13 protein-coding genes are annotated in these 16058 nt (G+C 70.1%); 12 read left to right on the top strand and 1 reads right to left on the bottom strand.

Annotation, left to right across the window (positions count from 1 at the left end; all coding sequences use genetic code 11):
• Positions 1-56 precede the first annotated feature (56 nt).
• From QO015_RS13440 to QO015_RS13385, 12 genes are all read left to right on the top strand, one after another.
• Positions 57-857 (top strand): DeoR/GlpR family DNA-binding transcription regulator, encoded by an 801-nt coding sequence (locus tag QO015_RS13440; RefSeq protein WP_266278783.1) that lies wholly within the window; start codon positions 57-59, stop codon positions 855-857.
• Positions 854-1870 (top strand): N-acetylglucosamine kinase, encoded by a 1017-nt coding sequence (locus QO015_RS13435; RefSeq protein WP_266278784.1) that lies wholly within the window; start codon positions 854-856, stop codon positions 1868-1870. The genes QO015_RS13440 and QO015_RS13435 overlap by 4 nt, the downstream gene beginning before the upstream one ends.
• Positions 1870-3141, top strand: coding sequence for an ABC transporter substrate-binding protein (locus QO015_RS13430; RefSeq protein WP_266278785.1), 1272 nt, complete (start codon positions 1870-1872; stop codon positions 3139-3141). The genes QO015_RS13435 and QO015_RS13430 overlap by 1 nt, the downstream gene beginning before the upstream one ends.
• On the top strand, positions 3138-4061 hold the full coding sequence (locus QO015_RS13425; RefSeq protein ID WP_266278787.1) for a carbohydrate ABC transporter permease: 924 nt from the start codon (positions 3138-3140) through the stop codon (positions 4059-4061). Before QO015_RS13430 ends, QO015_RS13425 begins: the two co-directional genes overlap by 4 nt.
• The gene (locus tag QO015_RS13420) at positions 4061-4918 is read left to right on the top strand and encodes a carbohydrate ABC transporter permease (protein WP_266278788.1); all 858 of its coding nucleotides are present in this window, start codon (positions 4061-4063) and stop codon (positions 4916-4918) included. The genes QO015_RS13425 and QO015_RS13420 overlap by 1 nt, the downstream gene beginning before the upstream one ends.
• A 28-nt stretch (positions 4919-4946) precedes the next feature.
• Complete coding sequence (locus QO015_RS13415) at positions 4947-5906, top strand: SIS domain-containing protein (RefSeq protein ID WP_266278790.1); 960 nt, start codon at positions 4947-4949, stop codon at positions 5904-5906.
• Between the two features lie 112 nt (positions 5907-6018).
• Entirely contained in the window at positions 6019-6963 is a 945-nt protein-coding gene (locus QO015_RS13410) for an ABC transporter ATP-binding protein (RefSeq protein ID WP_266278791.1), read from the top strand.
• Complete coding sequence (locus QO015_RS13405; protein WP_370877418.1) at positions 6960-7736, top strand: ABC transporter permease; 777 nt, start codon at positions 6960-6962, stop codon at positions 7734-7736. Before QO015_RS13410 ends, QO015_RS13405 begins: the two co-directional genes overlap by 4 nt.
• A gap of 60 nt (positions 7737-7796) precedes the next feature.
• Positions 7797-9077 (top strand): metallophosphoesterase family protein, encoded by a 1281-nt coding sequence (locus tag QO015_RS13400; RefSeq protein WP_266282348.1) that lies wholly within the window; start codon positions 7797-7799, stop codon positions 9075-9077.
• A 1-nt stretch (position 9078) separates the two neighbouring features.
• A complete protein-coding gene (locus QO015_RS13395; RefSeq protein WP_266278793.1) occupies positions 9079-12582 on the top strand; it encodes an ATP-binding protein in 3504 nt (1167 codons plus the stop codon).
• 37 nt (positions 12583-12619) lie between these two features.
• Positions 12620-13918: a DUF763 domain-containing protein gene (locus QO015_RS13390; protein ID WP_266278794.1), complete on the top strand. Its 1299-nt coding sequence runs from the start codon at positions 12620-12622 to the stop codon at positions 13916-13918.
• Positions 13915-14361, top strand: coding sequence for a DUF1810 domain-containing protein (locus QO015_RS13385; protein ID WP_266278796.1), 447 nt, complete (start codon positions 13915-13917; stop codon positions 14359-14361). Before QO015_RS13390 ends, QO015_RS13385 begins: the two co-directional genes overlap by 4 nt.
• Before the next feature lie 3 nt (positions 14362-14364).
• On the opposite strand, the gene glpD is transcribed toward QO015_RS13385, so the two are convergent.
• Positions 14365-15939 (bottom strand): glycerol-3-phosphate dehydrogenase, encoded by a 1575-nt coding sequence (gene glpD / locus QO015_RS13380; protein WP_266278797.1) that lies wholly within the window; start codon positions 15937-15939, stop codon positions 14365-14367.
• Positions 15940-16058 lie beyond the last annotated feature (119 nt).

Here is a 16058-nt window from a genome sequence, read left to right as displayed (position 1 = left end):
ATTGAGCGGTTCCGGCGCTTTGCCGGGACAACTCCTCAACAAGCGCGGCGTGACGAATGGCGCATGGCGGCGGCATGAAGGTGGGGCGGCTCGACGCGATCCGCAGCCATCTCTACGCGAACGGGCCCTCGACGATCCAGGCGATCGCCGACGCGGTCGGCGCCTCGCTCGCCACCATCCGCCGCGATCTCCAGGTGCTCGAGGACGAAGGCGCGATCGACCGCGTCCATGGCGGCGCCCGGATCGCCGAAGGCTCCAGCGTGGAGGTCGCCTTCCAGCAGCGGGCCAAGCAGAATCTCGGCGCCAAGCGCGCGCTCGCGGCCGCCTGCTACGCGGCGCTGAAGCCGCATGGCAGCGTGTTCCTCGATGCCGGCACGACGGTGCTGCAGCTGGCGCGGCTGCTCAAGGTCAACCCGCTGCCGCTGCGCGTCTTCACCAACGGGCTCGCCGTCGCGCAGGAACTCATCGACGTTCCGAAGCTGCAGGTCGTGATGCTCGGCGGCCAGCTCCGCAGCGAGAACGCCTCGCTGGTCGGCCCGCTCGCCGAAGCGATGCTGGACGGCATCTGGCTCGACCAGCTCTTCCTCGGCGCCAGCGCCATCGGCCCGGACGCCGCGATCTACAGCATCGACGCCGCCGAGGCCTCGCTCAACGCCCATATGCTGACCCGCGCCGCCGAGCGCTATGTCGTGGCCGATTCCACGAAATACGGCACGCTCTCGACCTGGAAGGTGGCGCCGCTGGCGAGCGCCGGCCGCGTCGTCACCGACAGCGGCCTCCCCGAGGAGTGGCAGCGGCGTCTCTCCGAACTCGGCGTCGAGGCGATCATCGCCGAGCCGGCGGGGGACGCGGCATGAGCGGTTCCCATCAACGCGGCCCGCTGGTCCTCGGCATCGATGGCGGCGGTTCCAAGACGCTGATCGCGCTGGCCGATCGCGAGGGTACCATCGTCGCCACCAGCGGCGGCTCCGGCATCAACCCGATGGACCGACCCGACTGGCGCGCCGCGCTCGACGGCATGCTGGCGCCCTATGCCGCCCGCCTCTCCGATATCGGCGCCGTCGTCGCGGGCCTTCCGGCCTATGGCGAACTGCCGCCGCTCTCCGCCGAGCAGGAGGCGGCCATCGCCGCCTTCTTCGGCCGGAAGCCGCAGCGCGTCGTCAACGATGTCGAGGCCGCGCATATCGGCGCCTTCGCGGGGGGACCGGGCGTGCTGATCCTCTCCGGCACCGGCTCCATGGCCTGGGCGCGCGACGCCGCCGGCCATTCGCTGCGCGTCGGCGGCTTCGGCGAGGCGATCGGCGACGAGGGCAGCGCGCACTGGATCGGAATCGAGGCGATCGCCCGCGCCAGCCGCGCCATGGACGGCCGCATCGACGCGCCCGACTTCCTTGCCGCCTTCCTTGCCCATCTCGGCCTCGACCCGGCCTCGCCGCAGGACGGGCTCATCGCCTGGCGCGCCTCGGTCGAGCATGCCCGCTCCGAGATCGCCGCCCTCGCCCGCCTCGTCGACACGCTCGCCGCGAGCGGCGAGCCGACGGCGCTCTCCATCATCGACGCCGCCGCCGAGCATCTCGCCGCCCATGTCGCGGCGGCGCGGCGGCGGATCGGCGATCCCGCCCTTCCCTGGAGCACGGCCGGCGGCACCTTCGCCAGCCGCCTGCTCCGCGAGCGGACCGCGGCCCGCATCGGCTCGGAGCCGGTGCCGCCAAGGCTCCCTCCCATCGGCGGCGCCCTCTACGGCGCCGCTCGAGACCTCGACTGGCCCGTGGACGAAGCATGGATCGGACGGCTGGCCGCCTCGATCGAAAACAATGCGATCCACGCGAGGAACGGCCGCACACCTTCACCAAGACGGGATGATCAGTGATGAACAAGCTGCTTCGAACGACCGTCGCCCTTGCGGCGCTCGCCCTCGCCATGCCTTCCCTTGCCGTGCCTGCCCTCGCCGATGACGCCAAGCCCCTCGCCGGGCAGAGCATCACCGTGCTGCTGCCCTCCGGCCAGTCGCCCAACATCGCCTCGGACTTCGAGAAGGAGACCGGCATCAAGGTCGATCTCCAGATGCTCTCGTGGGACGACATCCGTCCCAAGCTCATCACCGGCCTGATCGCCGGCACGCCGCCGGCCGACGTCACGGAATTCGACTGGTCGTGGACCGGCCAGTTCGGCGCCGCCGGCTGGTACGAGGACCTGACGCCCCTCGTCGACGCCGAGACGATCAAGGACATGCCGACCGCCTCGATCTTCACGGTCGACGGTAAGCTGCTCGGCGTTCCCTATGCCAACGACTTCCGCATCCTGATCGCCAACAAGGACCACCTCGCCAAGGCCGGCATCACCAAGATGCCGACGACGATCGACGAGCTCGTCGCCGACGCCAAGCTGATCAAGGAGAAGGGCATCGCCGAATATCCGCTCGGCGTGCCGCTCTCGCCGACGGAAGGCACCTCGACGCTCTGGTACCTGATGACCTTCGCCTTCGGCGGCGATCTGTTCGACAAGGACTGGAAGCCGCTGTTCACGAGCCCCGATTCCGGCGGCTACAAGGCGTTGCAGTTCTATGTCGACATGCTGAAGGCCGGCCTGATCGACCCCGCCTCGACGGGTCTCAAGGACTCCGACGTCCACCAGATGTTCATGGACGGCAAGGTCACCTTCGACCTCGGCGTCGGTCCGGGCTGGGTCGGCGCCTTCGAGGACAAGACCAAGTCCAAGATCGCCGGCAACACGACGCTCGGCCTCGTGCCGACTGCGAGCGGCAAGACCGTCAGCTACGGCCTGCCCGAGGCGCTCGGCATTCCGGCCGCTTCGGAGAAGAAGGAAGCTGCGCTCGCCTTCGTGAAGTGGATGACCAGCAAGGACGAGCAGATCAAGCTCGCCGCCGAGCAGGGCCTCCTCGCCACGCGCACCTCGGCCTTCGAGGAGCTGAACAAGCAGGGCAAGATCCTCGACGGCGACGTCGTGATCGAGCAGGCCGGCACCGTCGGCCCGCTGTTCAAGCAGGGCACGCCCACCTGGTATCCGCAGTTCTCCAGCGCGGTGAACAACGCGATCAACCAGGCCGCCAAGGGCGAGATCAGCGTCGCCGACGCGGTGAAGTCCATCGCCGACGAAACCGCCAAGGCGCAGCAGCAGTGAGCCTCGGCGCCGTCCTTCCGGCGCGACGCTCCCGGCGCAAGGGCATCGACGGCACCGCCGATGCCTTTCTCGGGCTGCTCCTCGCCGCCCCCATCGTCATCGCGATGGTCGCGCTGGTGCTGTTCCCCGTCGCCTCGACGCTGTGGGACAGCCTGCACCGGGTCAATCCGATGCAGGCCGGCACGCCCTTCATCGGGCTGCAGCACTACCAGGACCTCCTGAAGGACCCGATCGTCAACGAAGCGTGGCGCAACACCTTCATCTATGTGGTGATCTGCGTGACGCTCGAGACCGCCGGAGGAATCGGCGCAGCCCTGCTCATCAACCAGGCCGGCCGCTGGCGCCGTTTCGTGCTGGCGGCCGTCATCCTTCCCTGGGCCTTGCCCGGCGTCGTCAACGCCGTCGTCTGGCAGTGGATCTACAACCCGGCCTTTGGCCTGCTCAACGGGCTGCTCGTCGCCGCCGGGCTCGATTTCGAAAAATATGTCTGGTTCAACGACCGCACCGTGGCGCTGTTCGCCGTGTCGCTGGTGCATGTCTGGCGCATGCTGCCGCTGACGGCGGTGATCGTCCTCGCCGCGCTGCAGTCGATCCCGGCCGATCTCTACGAGGCGGCGCGCATCGACGGCGCCAGCCGGGGGAAGATGTTCACCAACATCACGCTGCCGCTCATCCGTGGCGGCGTGGCGATCGCCATGACGCAGTCGACGGTGGCGGCGTTCAACTTCTTCGACGAGGCCTGGATCCTCACCGGCTCCTCGCGGGGAACACGGCCGATCCTCGTGCAGGTCTATCTCGAGGCGTTCCAGAACCTGCATTTCTCCTATGGCATGGCGCTCAGCGTGCTGGTCATGTTCGCCTCGCTCGCCGTCTCGCTCGTCTATGTCCTGCGCGTCCAGCGCGTCACGAGGATGGACTGATGGAGCTGCGTCTTTCCCAGCGCATCCTGCTCGGCATCGGCTTCGCCGTCCTGATCCTGTGGTCGATCGGCCCGATCTACTGGGCCATCGCCACCAGCCTGACGCCGACCCCCGATCTCATGTCGCAGCCGATCCACTTCTTCCCGCAGCGGCTGACGACCTATCACTACGAGCGCCTCGCCGGCTTCGGCTACATCGCCTCCAACGACGTGACCGTCGCGCTGCAGTTCCGCAAGGCGCTGGTGAACTCGATCATTACATCCTTCGCCGCGACGCTCATCTCCGTGTTCCTGGCGACGCTGGGCGGCTACGCCTTCGCCCGGCTGACTTTCCCCGGCCGCACGGTGATCTTCTTCATCGTCATCGCCACCATCGCCATCCCCGGCTACACGGTGCTGATCCCGCTCTACCGGATTATGATCGGCGCCAAGCTGCTCGACACCTATACCGGCGTCACGCTCATCTATCTCTCCGCCTTCCTGCCGCTGGCGCTGTGGCTGATGCGCAGCGTCTTCCAGCAATTGCCGCTCTCGATCGAGGAAGCGGCCCGCATCGACGGCGCAGGCCGGCTGACGATCCTCTTCCGCATCGTGATGCCGCTTGCCGCGCCCGGCCTCGTCGCCGCCTCGATCATCACCTTCCTCGGCGCCTGGGGCCAGTACATGGTCCCGCTCATCTTTTCGCCGAACAAGACCAAGCCGCTCACGGTGCTGATCCCGGAGTTCTCGACCAAGAACTTCATCGACTACGGGCTCATCAACGCCGGCGGCACCATCGCGATGATCGTACCGATCCTGATCGTGATCTTCCTCAACCGCTATCTCGTGAGCGGGCTGACGGCCGGTTCCGTCAAGTAATCCCGCTTACCAACGACAAGAGACCATCATGGGCATCACCGAACAGACGATCGTCGAGCAGTTCCCCTTCTGGCGCGCCGCGCTGGTTCCGAGGGGCCGGCTGCCGGCGGCGCCGGTCACCGTCTTCGTCGGCTGCGGCACCTCCTACAATCTGGCCCTCTCGCTCGCCGCCGCGGCCAACGGCGCCGGCATCGCCGCCATCGCCGTGCCGGCCCGCGAATGGCTCGACCGGCCGACCGCCTACTGGCCGCGCTGGCAGGAGGCGTCCGTGGTGGCGCTGTCGCGCAGCGGCGAGACGACCGAGACCGTCGCCGCCGCGGCCGCCAGCCGCGCCGCCGGCATCCATGTCACGGGCATCACCTGCGCCGAGGGGTCGAGCCTCGCGGCGGAGTCCGACCGCGTCGTCCATGCCGAGACCCATCCGCTCGAGGGCATCGTCATGACCTCGTCGGCGAGCCTCATGCTGCTGATGGGCCTGCAGATCATCGGCGTCACGGTCGGCGAGGACGTGGTCGCGGCGGCCGAGGCGGCGCTGGCGGCGACGAACACCGCTGCCGACGCGCTCATCGCCGGCCGCTCGCATTTCGTCTATCTCGGCGGCGGCGCGCTCTATGGCGTGGCGCTCGAAGGCGCGCTGAAGCTGCTCGAGATGAGCCAGACCTATGCGCAGGCCTTTCATCCGCTCGAATATCGCCACGGCCCGATCAGCCTGCTCGACGAGCGCACGGTCGCGATCATGCTCTATGGCGACGCGCGGCCCGACGACGAGGCGGTGCTGGTCGGCGAGATGCAGGCGAAGGGCGCCCTCGTGCTCGGCTTCGGCGGACCGGGCGACGTCTCGGTTCCGCTCGGCGTCGCGCCGGCGCTGGCCGGCCTCGCCGCCCTGCCGGCACTGCAGCTGCTGGGCGAGCGGGTCGCCGGGGCCAAGGGGCTCGACACGGTGCAGCCGCGCCACCTCACCAAGGTTGTGATGCTCGCCTCCGCCTGAACGGTGCGTCTCCAATCGCGGCGGTGTCCTGTGACGGCCGTTTGGGATAGGACGGTGCGCTGACGCGCCGCCGCGATTCGCTTGTCGCCCGCGCGAGCGAAGGAGCGATCCGATGTCCGAAGCGCCGATGATCGCGATCGAAGGCCTTTCCAAGACCTACGCATCCGGCTTCACAGCACTCAAGAATGTCTCTCTGACCATCGAGCGCGGCGAGATCTTCGCCCTGCTCGGCCCGAACGGCGCCGGCAAGACGACGCTGATCAGCATCGTCTGCGGCCTCGCGCGGGCGACCGCCGGCCGCGTGACGGTCGGCGGCCACGACGTCGTCACCGACTATCGCGCCGCGCGCAGCCTGATCGGCCTCGTGCCGCAGGAGCTGACCACCGACGCCTTCGAGACGGTATTCGACACAACGAGCCTTTCGCGCGGCCTGTTCGGCAAGCCGCCGAACCCCGCCTTCATCGAGAAGGTGCTCACCGAGCTCTCGCTGATCGACAAGCGCGACAGCCGCATCATGACGCTCTCGGGCGGCATGAAGCGGCGCGTGCTGATCGCCAAGGCGCTGTCGCACGAGCCGGCGGTGCTCTTCCTCGACGAGCCGACGGCAGGCGTCGATGTCGAGCTCCGGCGCGACATGTGGCGCGTCGTGAGGCAGCTTCGCGACGCCGGAACCACCATCATCCTGACGACGCATTATCTCGAGGAAGCCGAGGAGATGGCCGACCGGATCGGCGTCATCAACCGCGGCGAACTGATGCTCGTCGAGGAGAAGACGACGCTGATGCGCCGGCTCGGCGGCAAGCGGCTCACCATCGAACTCGCCGAGCCCGTCGCGGCGGTGCCGGACATGCTGGCGCCTCACGGCTTCGATCTCTCCCCGGATGGCCGCAAGCTGGTGCACAGCTACGACGCGTCGGGCGAGGGCAGCGCGATCGCGCCCATCCTCGCCGCGCTCGCCGGAACGGGACTCGCGGTCAAGGATCTCGGCACCGAGGAATCGACGCTCGAGGAGATCTTCGTCGGCCTCGTCGGAGGAAAGTCAGGAGCGCGACCATGAGCGCATTGTCGCTGAACATCCACGCCATCCGCGCGATCTACGGCTTCGAGATGGCGCGCACGCGGCGCACGCTGCTGCAGAGCATCGTCTCGCCCGTCCTTTCGACCTCGCTCTATTTCGTCGTCTTCGGATCGGCGATCGGCCCGCATATGAACGAGATCGCCGGCGTCAGTTACGGCGCCTTTCTCGTGCCGGGGCTCATCATGCTCGGCCTCTTGACGCAGAGCATCTCGAACGCCTCGTTCGGCATCTATTTCCCGCGCTTCGTCGGCACGATCTACGAGCTGCTCTCCGCGCCGGTCTCGCCGCTCGAAACGGTCATCGCCTATGTCGGCGCGGCGGCGACGAAATCGACGCTGCTCGCCCTCATCACGCTCGGCACCGCGGCGCTGTTCGTCGATCTCAGGATCGACCATCCATTCTGGATGATCGCCTTCCTGCTGCTGACGGCCGTCACATTCAGCCTGACCGGATTCATCATCGGCATCTGGGCCGACAATTTCGAGAAGCTGCAGCTCGTGCCGCTGCTGATCGTCACGCCGCTGACCTTTCTCGGCGGCAGCTTCTATTCGATCGACATGCTGCCGCCCTTCTGGCGCACGGTGACGCTGTTCAACCCCGTCGTCTATCTCGTCTCGGGCTTCCGCTGGAGCTTCTACGGCCATTCCGACGTTCCGGTCGGCATCAGCCTCGGCATGACCTTCGTCTTCATGCTGATCTGCCTCGCCGTCATCTCCTGGATCTTCCGCACCGGATACCGGCTGAAGCGCTGAGCCGCTTGCGCAGCGGGCCGGCCAGCGTCTAGCTAGAGGCGCTCGACCGGGAGAGGAACGATCGCAGCCTTTCGCTTCATCCATGCGGCGGACATCCATCTCGATTCGCCTCTGCGCTCGCTGGCGCTGCGCGACGCCGATCTCGCGGCGCTGATCGGCGACGCCACCCGCCGGGCGCTCACCGCCATCGTCGACCTCGCGCTGGCGGAGCATGTCGACGCGCTGCTCGTCGCCGGCGATCTCTATGACGGCGACCAGACCTCAATGAAGACGGCGCGCTTCCTCGCCACCGAGATGAAGCGGCTCGACGAGGCCGGAATCCGCGTATTCGTCATCCGCGGCAACCACGACGCGCTGTCGAAGATCACCGCCGAGCTGGTGCTGCCCGAGGGCGTCAAGCTGTTCCGTGGCCGCGCCGAGGCGATCGAGATCGAGCGTGGACGGGGCGAGCGCCCGGTCGTCGTGCACGGGCTCAGCTTCCAGAAGCCGCTGGCGCCGGAAAGCCTCCTCCCTTCCTTCCGCCCGCCGGTCGAGGGCGCCGTCAATATCGGCCTCATGCATACGAGCCTCGACGGCGCCCCCGGCCACGACGTCTATGCGCCCTGCCGGCTCGCCGACCTCGATGCCTCAGGCTTCCGCTACTGGGCGCTCGGCCATATCCACCAGCGCGCCGTGCACGAAGGCGCGGCGACCGTGGTCATGGCCGGCATTCCGCAGGGCCGCGACATCAACGAGGCCGGCGCGAAATCGGTGAGCCTCGTCACGGTCCGCGACGACGGCGCGATCACCGTCGAGGAACGGATGACCGGCATCGCCGAATTCCGCCGCGTGCCGCTCGACGCAACCGGGATCGCCTCGTGGACGGATCTGGTCGCGGCGCTTTCGCGGCGGCTCCGCGAGGCGCGGGAGGCGACGGGCACGCCGCATCTCGTCGCGCGGGTCGCGATCACCGGCGCGACGCCGCTCGCCTGGCGCATCCGGCGCGACGCCGACCTGCTCAAGACCGAAGCCGACCAGGCGGCCGCGGCTCTCGGCCAGGCACATGTCGAGAAGCTGGAACTCAGCATCGCCCCGCCGGCGGCCGTCACGCCCATCGCCGGCGACGCGCTCGGCGAACTGGCGCGGCTGATGGCCGGGGACGTGCTGCCGTCCGAAGGATTCCGCACCGGCCTCGGCGGCGTGGCGGCGCAGTTGCGCGGCCTCCTCCCGGCCGAACTGCGCGATCTCCTCGGCGCCGACGAGGCAGGCTCCGACGCGCTGCTCGCCCGCATCGCGGCGGAGGGCAGCGAGGATGTGCTGGCCCGCATCGCGGCGGATGCCGAGGACGGGGAGGGCGGCTGACATGCGCATCGAGCGGCTCGGCCTCACCCGCTATGGGCGCTTCACAGACCACAGCCTCGATTTCGGCCCGAAGCCGGGGGGTGCCGATTTCCATCTCGTCTACGGCCCCAACGAGGCCGGCAAGTCGACGACGCTGGCCGCCTGGCTCGACCTTCTCTACGGCATCGGCGCGCAGAGCCCGTACAGCTTCCTGCATCCCTATGCGACCATGCGCATCGACGCGGTTCTCGAGCTTGGCGGCGCCGAGCGGCGGTTTTCCCGCATCAAGCGGCCGCAGGCGAGCCTTCTCGACGGCGCCGACCAGCCACTGCCCGATGCGGCGATCCTCGCCGAACTCGGCGGCATCGGCCGCGACGCCTACAAGGCGATGTTCTCGCTCGACGAGGAAACGCTGGTCGCGGGCGGCGAGAGCATCCTCGCCAGCCGCGGCGATCTCGGCCAGCTGCTGTTCTCGGCAAGTGCCGGCCTCGCTGCCCTCACCCGCCGCCTCGATGCGCTCAAGGCGAGCGCCGAGGCGTTCCACAAGCCGCGCGCCCACAAGACCGGGCTCGCCGAACTGAAGGCGCGGCTCGCAGCGCTCCGCGATGAGCGGGCCGAGATCGACACGCTCGCCGCCGACCATCACCGGCTGGTCGCGGAGGAAGCCGCCGCCGACACGGCCTATCGCGAGGCGGTGGCGAAGCGCGGCACGGTCAAGGCGCGACTGGAGCGGACCCAGCGCATCCTCTCGGCGCTGCCGCGGCTCGACGCCTTGACCGAGCTTCTCGCGCGGCGGGCGGACCTGCCCGAACTCGTGGCACTGCCGCCCGGCCTCGCCGAGGACCTCCCGCGCCTGCAGACGCTGGAGGTGGAGCTGGCGACCCGCAGCGCGTCGCTCGCCGAGGAAGCCGAAACGCTGGCCTCCGAGGATGCCGCCATCGAGGAAGATCCTGCGGCGCTGGCGCTCGCCGATCGCTTCGCGGCGCTGCAGGAGACGCTCGGATCGCGCGAGCGCTCCGCGGCGCCCGATCTGCCAGACCGCCGACAGCGGCTTGCCGATGCCAGGCAGGCGGTCGCGACGCTGCTCCGCCGGCTCGGCCGGCCGGACGAGGAGCGGCCCGAAGCCCTCCTCATCGATACGGCGCGCACGGCCCGTCTCGACGAGCTGATCGACGCCCGCTCCGGCATCGAGGCGCAGCTCGAGGCAGCGCGGTCGGAGCGCGAGACGTCAGCGGCGCGGCTCGCCGAGGCCGAGGCGGCGATCGCGGCGGGTGCCGGCAATGCATCGCCGCTCGATGCGGCCGTGGCGGCCGAGCTTCGGGCGATCCTCGCGCTCATCCGTGGCGATGACCCGGAAGGGGGACTGGCGCGCGCCACGGCCGAGGCCCGGCGATCCGAGGCGCGGCTCGGCGAAGCGATGGCATTGCTCGTTCCCTTCGCCGGCGACGCCGCCGCGCTCGCCACCATGATCGCGCCGGGGCCGGCGACCATCGCCGACTGGCGCGCGCGCCGCCAGCGCGCCGAGGCGGCGCTTGTCCAGTACTCGGCCGACACCGCCCGTCTCGCCAACGAGATCGCGCGGCTGACGGCGGAGACGGAGGCGCTGGCCGCGCGCAGCAGCGCCCGCGTCGAGAGCGAAGCCGAGGCGGCCCGGACCGCGCGCGACGCGGCCTGGGCGGCACATCGGCAGCGGCTCGATGCCGCGAGCGCCGAGAGATTCGAACTCGCCATGCGCCGCGACGATGCCGCCGCGCTGGCCCGGCTCGCCCATGTCGGCGACGCGGCCCGCCGGGCCGAGATCGCCACCTCGCTCGCGGTGACCCGCGCCGAGGCCGGGCGGGCGGCCACGCTCCGCGGCGAGGCGGAGGCAGAGCTTGGCCGCATAGACGAGACGATCTGCGCCGCGGCAGACGCCATCGCGCCGGGACTGGCCGCGACGGCCGGGCTCGACGGGCTCGAGGAATGGCTGCGGCGGCGCGACAAGGCGCTGGAGGCCTTCGCGGCCGCCAGGGAAGCGCGGGACGAGGTCACGGCGGGCGAAGCCGCCGTCGGCTCGGCGACGGCCCGGCTGGCCGATGCGCTCGCGCGGGCGGGCGACAGCTCCGAGGGATTGACGCTCGCCGCGCTCGTCGCCCATGCCGAGGACCGTCTCGCCCGCTGGTCGGAGCAGAATGCCGATCGTCAGCGGCTCGACGAGCGACGGCGGGAACACCAGCAGCGACTCGCTGCGCTGAAGGACGCCGAAGCCCGCGACGCGGCCTGGCAGGCTGACTGGCAGGCGGCGCTGGCCGCGACATGGCTGGGCAGCGCTCCCGTTCCCCCGACGCCGCGGATCGTCCGCGACAGCCTCACGGTTCTCGGTGAGCTTGCCAAGGCGGCCGAGAATGCCGCGAGCCTCGCCGACCGCATCCGCAAGATGGAGGACGACCGCAGCGCCTATGCCGCTGCGATCCGGGCCCTCGCGGCCGAACTCGGCCTCTCCGGCGACGTCGATGTCGGCGCCCTCGCGGCGAGGATCACGGCGCGCATCGCAGCCGCCGGCATGGCGGCGCGAAAGCGCGCCGAACTCGACGCGCGCCTCGCCCGCCACCGCGAGGCTGGCGCACGGCTGGCCGCACAGCAGGAGGTCCGTAGCCGGCAAATTTCCGCGGTGACAGGCGTCCTCGGCGTCGCGACGCTCGGCCAGGCGGCGGCGCTCCTCGCCCGACTCGCCGACCGGCAGCGCCTCGAAGCCGATATCGAGGCCGCCCGGCGCGACATCCGCGCCCTCCTCGACGCCCCGTCCTTCGAGGAGGCCGAGGCGGTGCTCGCCGCGATCGATCGCGAAGCGCTCGCCGCCGAACGGCCGGCGCTCGAACAGGAGAGCGAGGGCCTCGACCAGCGTTGCAGGGAACTCTTCGCCGCGAAGTCGAAGGCCGAGGACCGGCTGGCGGCGATCGGCGGCGACGGCCGCGTGGCGGCGATCGAGGCCGCGCGGCGCACCGTTCTGGTCGAGATCGAGGAGGGCGCCCTCGCCTTCCTGCGCCTCACCGCCGGCATCGCCGCGGCCGAGACGGCGATCCGCCTCTATCGCGAGCGCCACCGCAGCGCGATGATGACCCGCGCCTCCGACGCCTTCCGCACCATCAGCCGCGGCGCCTATTCCGGCCTCGCCGCCGAGCCGGCCAAGGACGGCGAGCGGCTGATCGCGCTCATCGCCGGCGGCGGCTCGCGCGAGGCGAGCGAGCTTTCCAAGGGCACCCGCTTCCAGCTCTATCTGGCGCTGCGCGTCGCCGGCTATCACGAATTCGCCGCCGGCGGCCGCTCGGTGCCGTTCATCGCCGACGACATCATGGAGAGCTTCGACGACTTCCGCGCCGAGGAGGCCTTCCGCCTCTTTGCCGGCATGGCCGCCGTCGGGCAGGTCATCTATCTGACGCACCACCGCCATCTGATCCCGATCGCGCAAGCCGTCTGCCCCGAGGTCCGCATCCACCGGCTGGAGCAGGCGGCAACCGGCGAGGTTGTTGACGCACTGGCCTCGTGATAGGTTTCCGTTCGTCTTTCGTTCACGGAGCGGGCCGATGACCCGACGCGCGGGAAGTGCCGACCTGCCGCTGCATGGCGGCCGGGTGCCGGCCTGGCTCGGCCAGCGCATGGCCCGGCTCGGGGCCGTCATCACCGAGGCGATCGTGCTGCATTACGGGCGGGAGGAATTCCTGCGCCGCCTCGCCCATCCCTTCTGGTTCCAGTCCTTCGGCGCCGTCATGGGCATGGACTGGCACTCCTCCGGCATCACCACCAGCGTGATCGGCGCGCTGAAGCGCGGGCTCGGCCCCCTTTCCGGCGAACTCGGCATCACCGTCTGCGGCGGCCGCGGCGCGCAGTCGCGGAAGACGCCCGATGAGCTGGTCGCGGCCGGCATGCGCGCCGGCTTCGACGGATCGGCCCTCGCGGCGGCCAGCCGCCTGGTGGCCAAGGTCGACAGCGCCGCGGTCCAGGACGGGTTCGACCTCTATCTGCACGGCTTCATCGTCGCCGATGACGGGCAATGGGTCGTCGTGCAGCAGGGCATGAACGAGGGGACGCGTACCGCCCGCCGCTATCACTGGCAATCGGAGGGGCTGACGAGTTTCGTCGATGCGCCGCATGCCGCGATCGACGGGCGCAATCGCGGCGAGATCGTCAACCTGACCGACCACCGCGCCGAAGCATCGCGGCGCGGGCAGCTCTCGCTGCTCGCCGAATTCGGCCCCGACGGCATCGTGCGCGAGCTCGCCGCCGCGACCGGCCGCTCGGCGGCGCCAAAGCCGCCCGAGGCGCCGCTGCTGCCGCATCTGGTGATGCCCGCGCATCACGACGTCCGGCCGAAGGACGTCATGCTGCGCCGCCTGCATGGCGCGCTCGCCGCCGCCAGCGAGAGCGGGCCGCGCGATTTCGCCGATCTCCTGATGGTTCCCGGCGTCGGGGCCCGCACGGTCGAGGCGCTGGCGCTCGTCGCCGAGGTGGTGCATGGCGCGCCCTGCCGCTTCGCCGATCCGGCGCGGTTCTCGCTCGCCCATGGCGGCAAGGACCGCCACCCCTATCCGGTGCCACTCAAGGTCTATGACGAGACGATCGGCGTCATGAAATCGGCCGTCGCCAGGGCGAAGCTCGGCAATGACGAGCGGCTCGACGCCATCCGCCGGCTCGACGAGGCGTCGCGGCGGCTGGAGCGCAGCGCGAGCGGCCCGTCCTTCGAGGCCTTCGTCGCCCGCGAGCGCGTGCGCTCGCATGGCTATGGCGGCATGAGCGTCTTCGGACCGGAACCGGCGCCCGAAGGCGATCTCTTTGCCGGCTTTGCATCGTCCGATCCGAGACCGCGCGGGAGCGGGTCCCCATGACCGGCGCGGGCGCATCCGACCCGTTCCATCTGCAACGCTTTCGCGACGCACAGGTCCCGGTGATCGACCGCGTCGAGGCGGAACTCGCGGCCGGCCGCAAGCGGAGCCACTGGATGTGGTTCGTCTTTCCGCAGCTGCGCGCGCTCGGCCGCTCGGAGACGGCGCTTTTCTACGGCATCGCTTCGCTGGCCGAGGCGCGGGCCTATCTCGCCGATCCGCTGCTCGGCGATCGGATCCGCCGCCTGACGGAACTGGCGATCGCGGCGGATGCGCCGTCGTTGACGGCGCTGTTCGGCACGCCGGACGATCTGAAATTCCGCTCCTCGATGACGCTGTTCGCGGTCGCCGGCGGGGCGGCGGGAAACGTCTTCGAGCGGGCGCTCACGCGCTGGTGCGGCGGCGATCGGGACGCCGCGACGCTCGATCTCCTCGCCGCGGATTGAGGATCAGGCCGCCGTCGCCCTTGCCCGCAGCGCGCGGTGCTCGGCCATGAAGGCATCGATCGCGGCGATCTCCTCGGCCGAGAGATGCAGCCCGAGCTTGGTGCGGCGCCAGACGACATCGACCGCCTCATGCGCGAATTCATGCGTCATGAGCCAGCGAAGCTCGGCCTCGGTGAGCGTCGCGCCGAAGGAACGGCCGAGATCGGCTTCCGTCTTCGCCTCGCCCAGGATCTCGCGCGCCTCCGTGCCGTAGCCGCGCACGAGGCGGACCGCCCAGCGCTCCGTGAGGAAGGGATAGTCGCGCAGCAGGCCGGCAACGAGATCGGCGACGCCGTCATGCGGGAAGTTGCCGCCCGGCAGCGGCACGCGGGCCGTCCAGCCCGGGCGCGACATGCCAAGCTCACGGCAGAGCTCGTCCACCGCATGTTCCGAAAGCCGGCGATAGGTGGTGATCTTGCCGCCGAAGATGTTGAGCAGCGGCGCGCCGTCGCGGTCGAAGCGCAGCACATAGTCGCGCGTCGCCGCCGTCGCCGAGCTGGCGCCGTCGTCATAGAGCGGACGCACGCCGGAATAGGTCCAGACGACTTCGGCCGCCGTCACCGGCCGCTTGAAATAGCGGCTGGCGAAGTCGCAGAGATAGTCGCGCTCCTCGTCGGTGCAGCGCGCCTCGGAGGGCGAGCCGTGGTGATCCTTGTCGGTCGTGCCGATGAGGGTGAAGTCCTGCTCGTAGGGGATGGCGAAGATGATCCGCCCGTCCGTCCCCTGAAAGAAATAGCAGCGGTCGTGGTCGTAGAGCCGGCGCGTCACGATATGGCTGCCGCGCACGAGGCGGACGCCCTCGCGGGTCGCGATCTTTGTCACGTCATGGATGACCTCGCCGACCCAGGGACCGCCAGCATTGACCAGCGCGCGGGCGGAGAAGGTCTCCTCGCCGGCCGGTCCAGACACGTCGATCCGCCAGAGGTCGCCCTCGCGCCGCGCCGCGACGACCCGCGTCTGCGTCAGGATATGGGCGCCGCGCTCCCTGGCGTCGCGCGCGTTGAGCGCCACCAGCCGTGAGTCCTGCACCCAGCAGTCCGAATATTCGAAGGCGTGGCGGAAGCTCTCCTGGAGCGGCGCGCCGGCGGGATCGCGCGCAAGGTCGAGCGTCCGCGTCGCCGGCAGGATCTTGCGGCCACCCAGCGTGTCGTAGAGGAAGAGACCGAGCCGGATCAGCCAGGCCGGGCGCCGCCCCTTCATCCAGGGCATCACCCGCGCGAGAAGCTTGGATGTCGGCGTTTCCGCCTCGAAACGCATGTCGGAGCGCCAGGGCAGCACGAAGCGCATCGGCCAGGAGATGTGCGGCATGGCGACGAGCAGCGTCTCGCGCTCCTCCAGCGATTCGCGCACCAGGCGGAACTCGAAATATTCGAGATAGCGCAACCCGCCATGGAAGAGCTTGGTCGACGCCGAGGAGGTCCCCTGCGCGAGATCGCCCTGCTCGGCGAGCGCCACCGAAAGGCCGCGCCCGACCGCGTCGCGCGCGATGCCGCAGCCGTTCACGCCGCCGCCGATGATGAAGAGATCGAAAACCGCCACGTTCGGTCATCCCCGGCCAGCCGGGCTCGCGGGTTCGGGACCCTCGCCCGGCGATCGAACCCTGCGGCCATTGCACGATCCTGTCAACGCGGATTTTCGCTTTTCTTCGTTTTGGGCGC

It is taken from the genome of Kaistia geumhonensis (assembly GCF_030815145.1).
Lineage (GTDB): Bacteria > Pseudomonadota > Alphaproteobacteria > Rhizobiales > Kaistiaceae > Kaistia > Kaistia geumhonensis.
Note: the sequence above shows the minus strand (reverse complement) of the source record. Positions and strands in the feature narration are given on the sequence as shown.

Bases quoted from the DNA above. Each gene is read 5' to 3' on its own strand.
- QO015_RS13435 (WP_266278784.1), top strand. From the start codon at position 854: ATGAGCGGTTCCCATCAACGCGGCCCGCTGGTCCTCGGCATCGATGGC.
- QO015_RS13385 (WP_266278796.1), top strand. From the start codon at position 13,915: ATGACCGGCGCGGGCGCATCCGACCCGTTCCATCTGCAACGCTTTCGC.
- QO015_RS13405 (WP_370877418.1), top strand. From the start codon at position 6,960: ATGAGCGCATTGTCGCTGAACATCCACGCCATCCGCGCGATCTACGGC.
- QO015_RS13420 (WP_266278788.1), top strand. From the start codon at position 4,061: ATGGAGCTGCGTCTTTCCCAGCGCATCCTGCTCGGCATCGGCTTCGCC.
- QO015_RS13415 (WP_266278790.1), top strand. From the start codon at position 4,947: ATGGGCATCACCGAACAGACGATCGTCGAGCAGTTCCCCTTCTGGCGC.
- QO015_RS13390 (WP_266278794.1), top strand. From the start codon at position 12,620: ATGACCCGACGCGCGGGAAGTGCCGACCTGCCGCTGCATGGCGGCCGG.
- QO015_RS13430 (WP_266278785.1), top strand. From the start codon at position 1,870: ATGAACAAGCTGCTTCGAACGACCGTCGCCCTTGCGGCGCTCGCCCTC.
- QO015_RS13410 (WP_266278791.1), top strand. From the start codon at position 6,019: ATGTCCGAAGCGCCGATGATCGCGATCGAAGGCCTTTCCAAGACCTAC.
- QO015_RS13440 (WP_266278783.1), top strand. From the start codon at position 57: ATGGCGCATGGCGGCGGCATGAAGGTGGGGCGGCTCGACGCGATCCGC.
- QO015_RS13395 (WP_266278793.1), top strand. From the start codon at position 9,079: ATGCGCATCGAGCGGCTCGGCCTCACCCGCTATGGGCGCTTCACAGAC.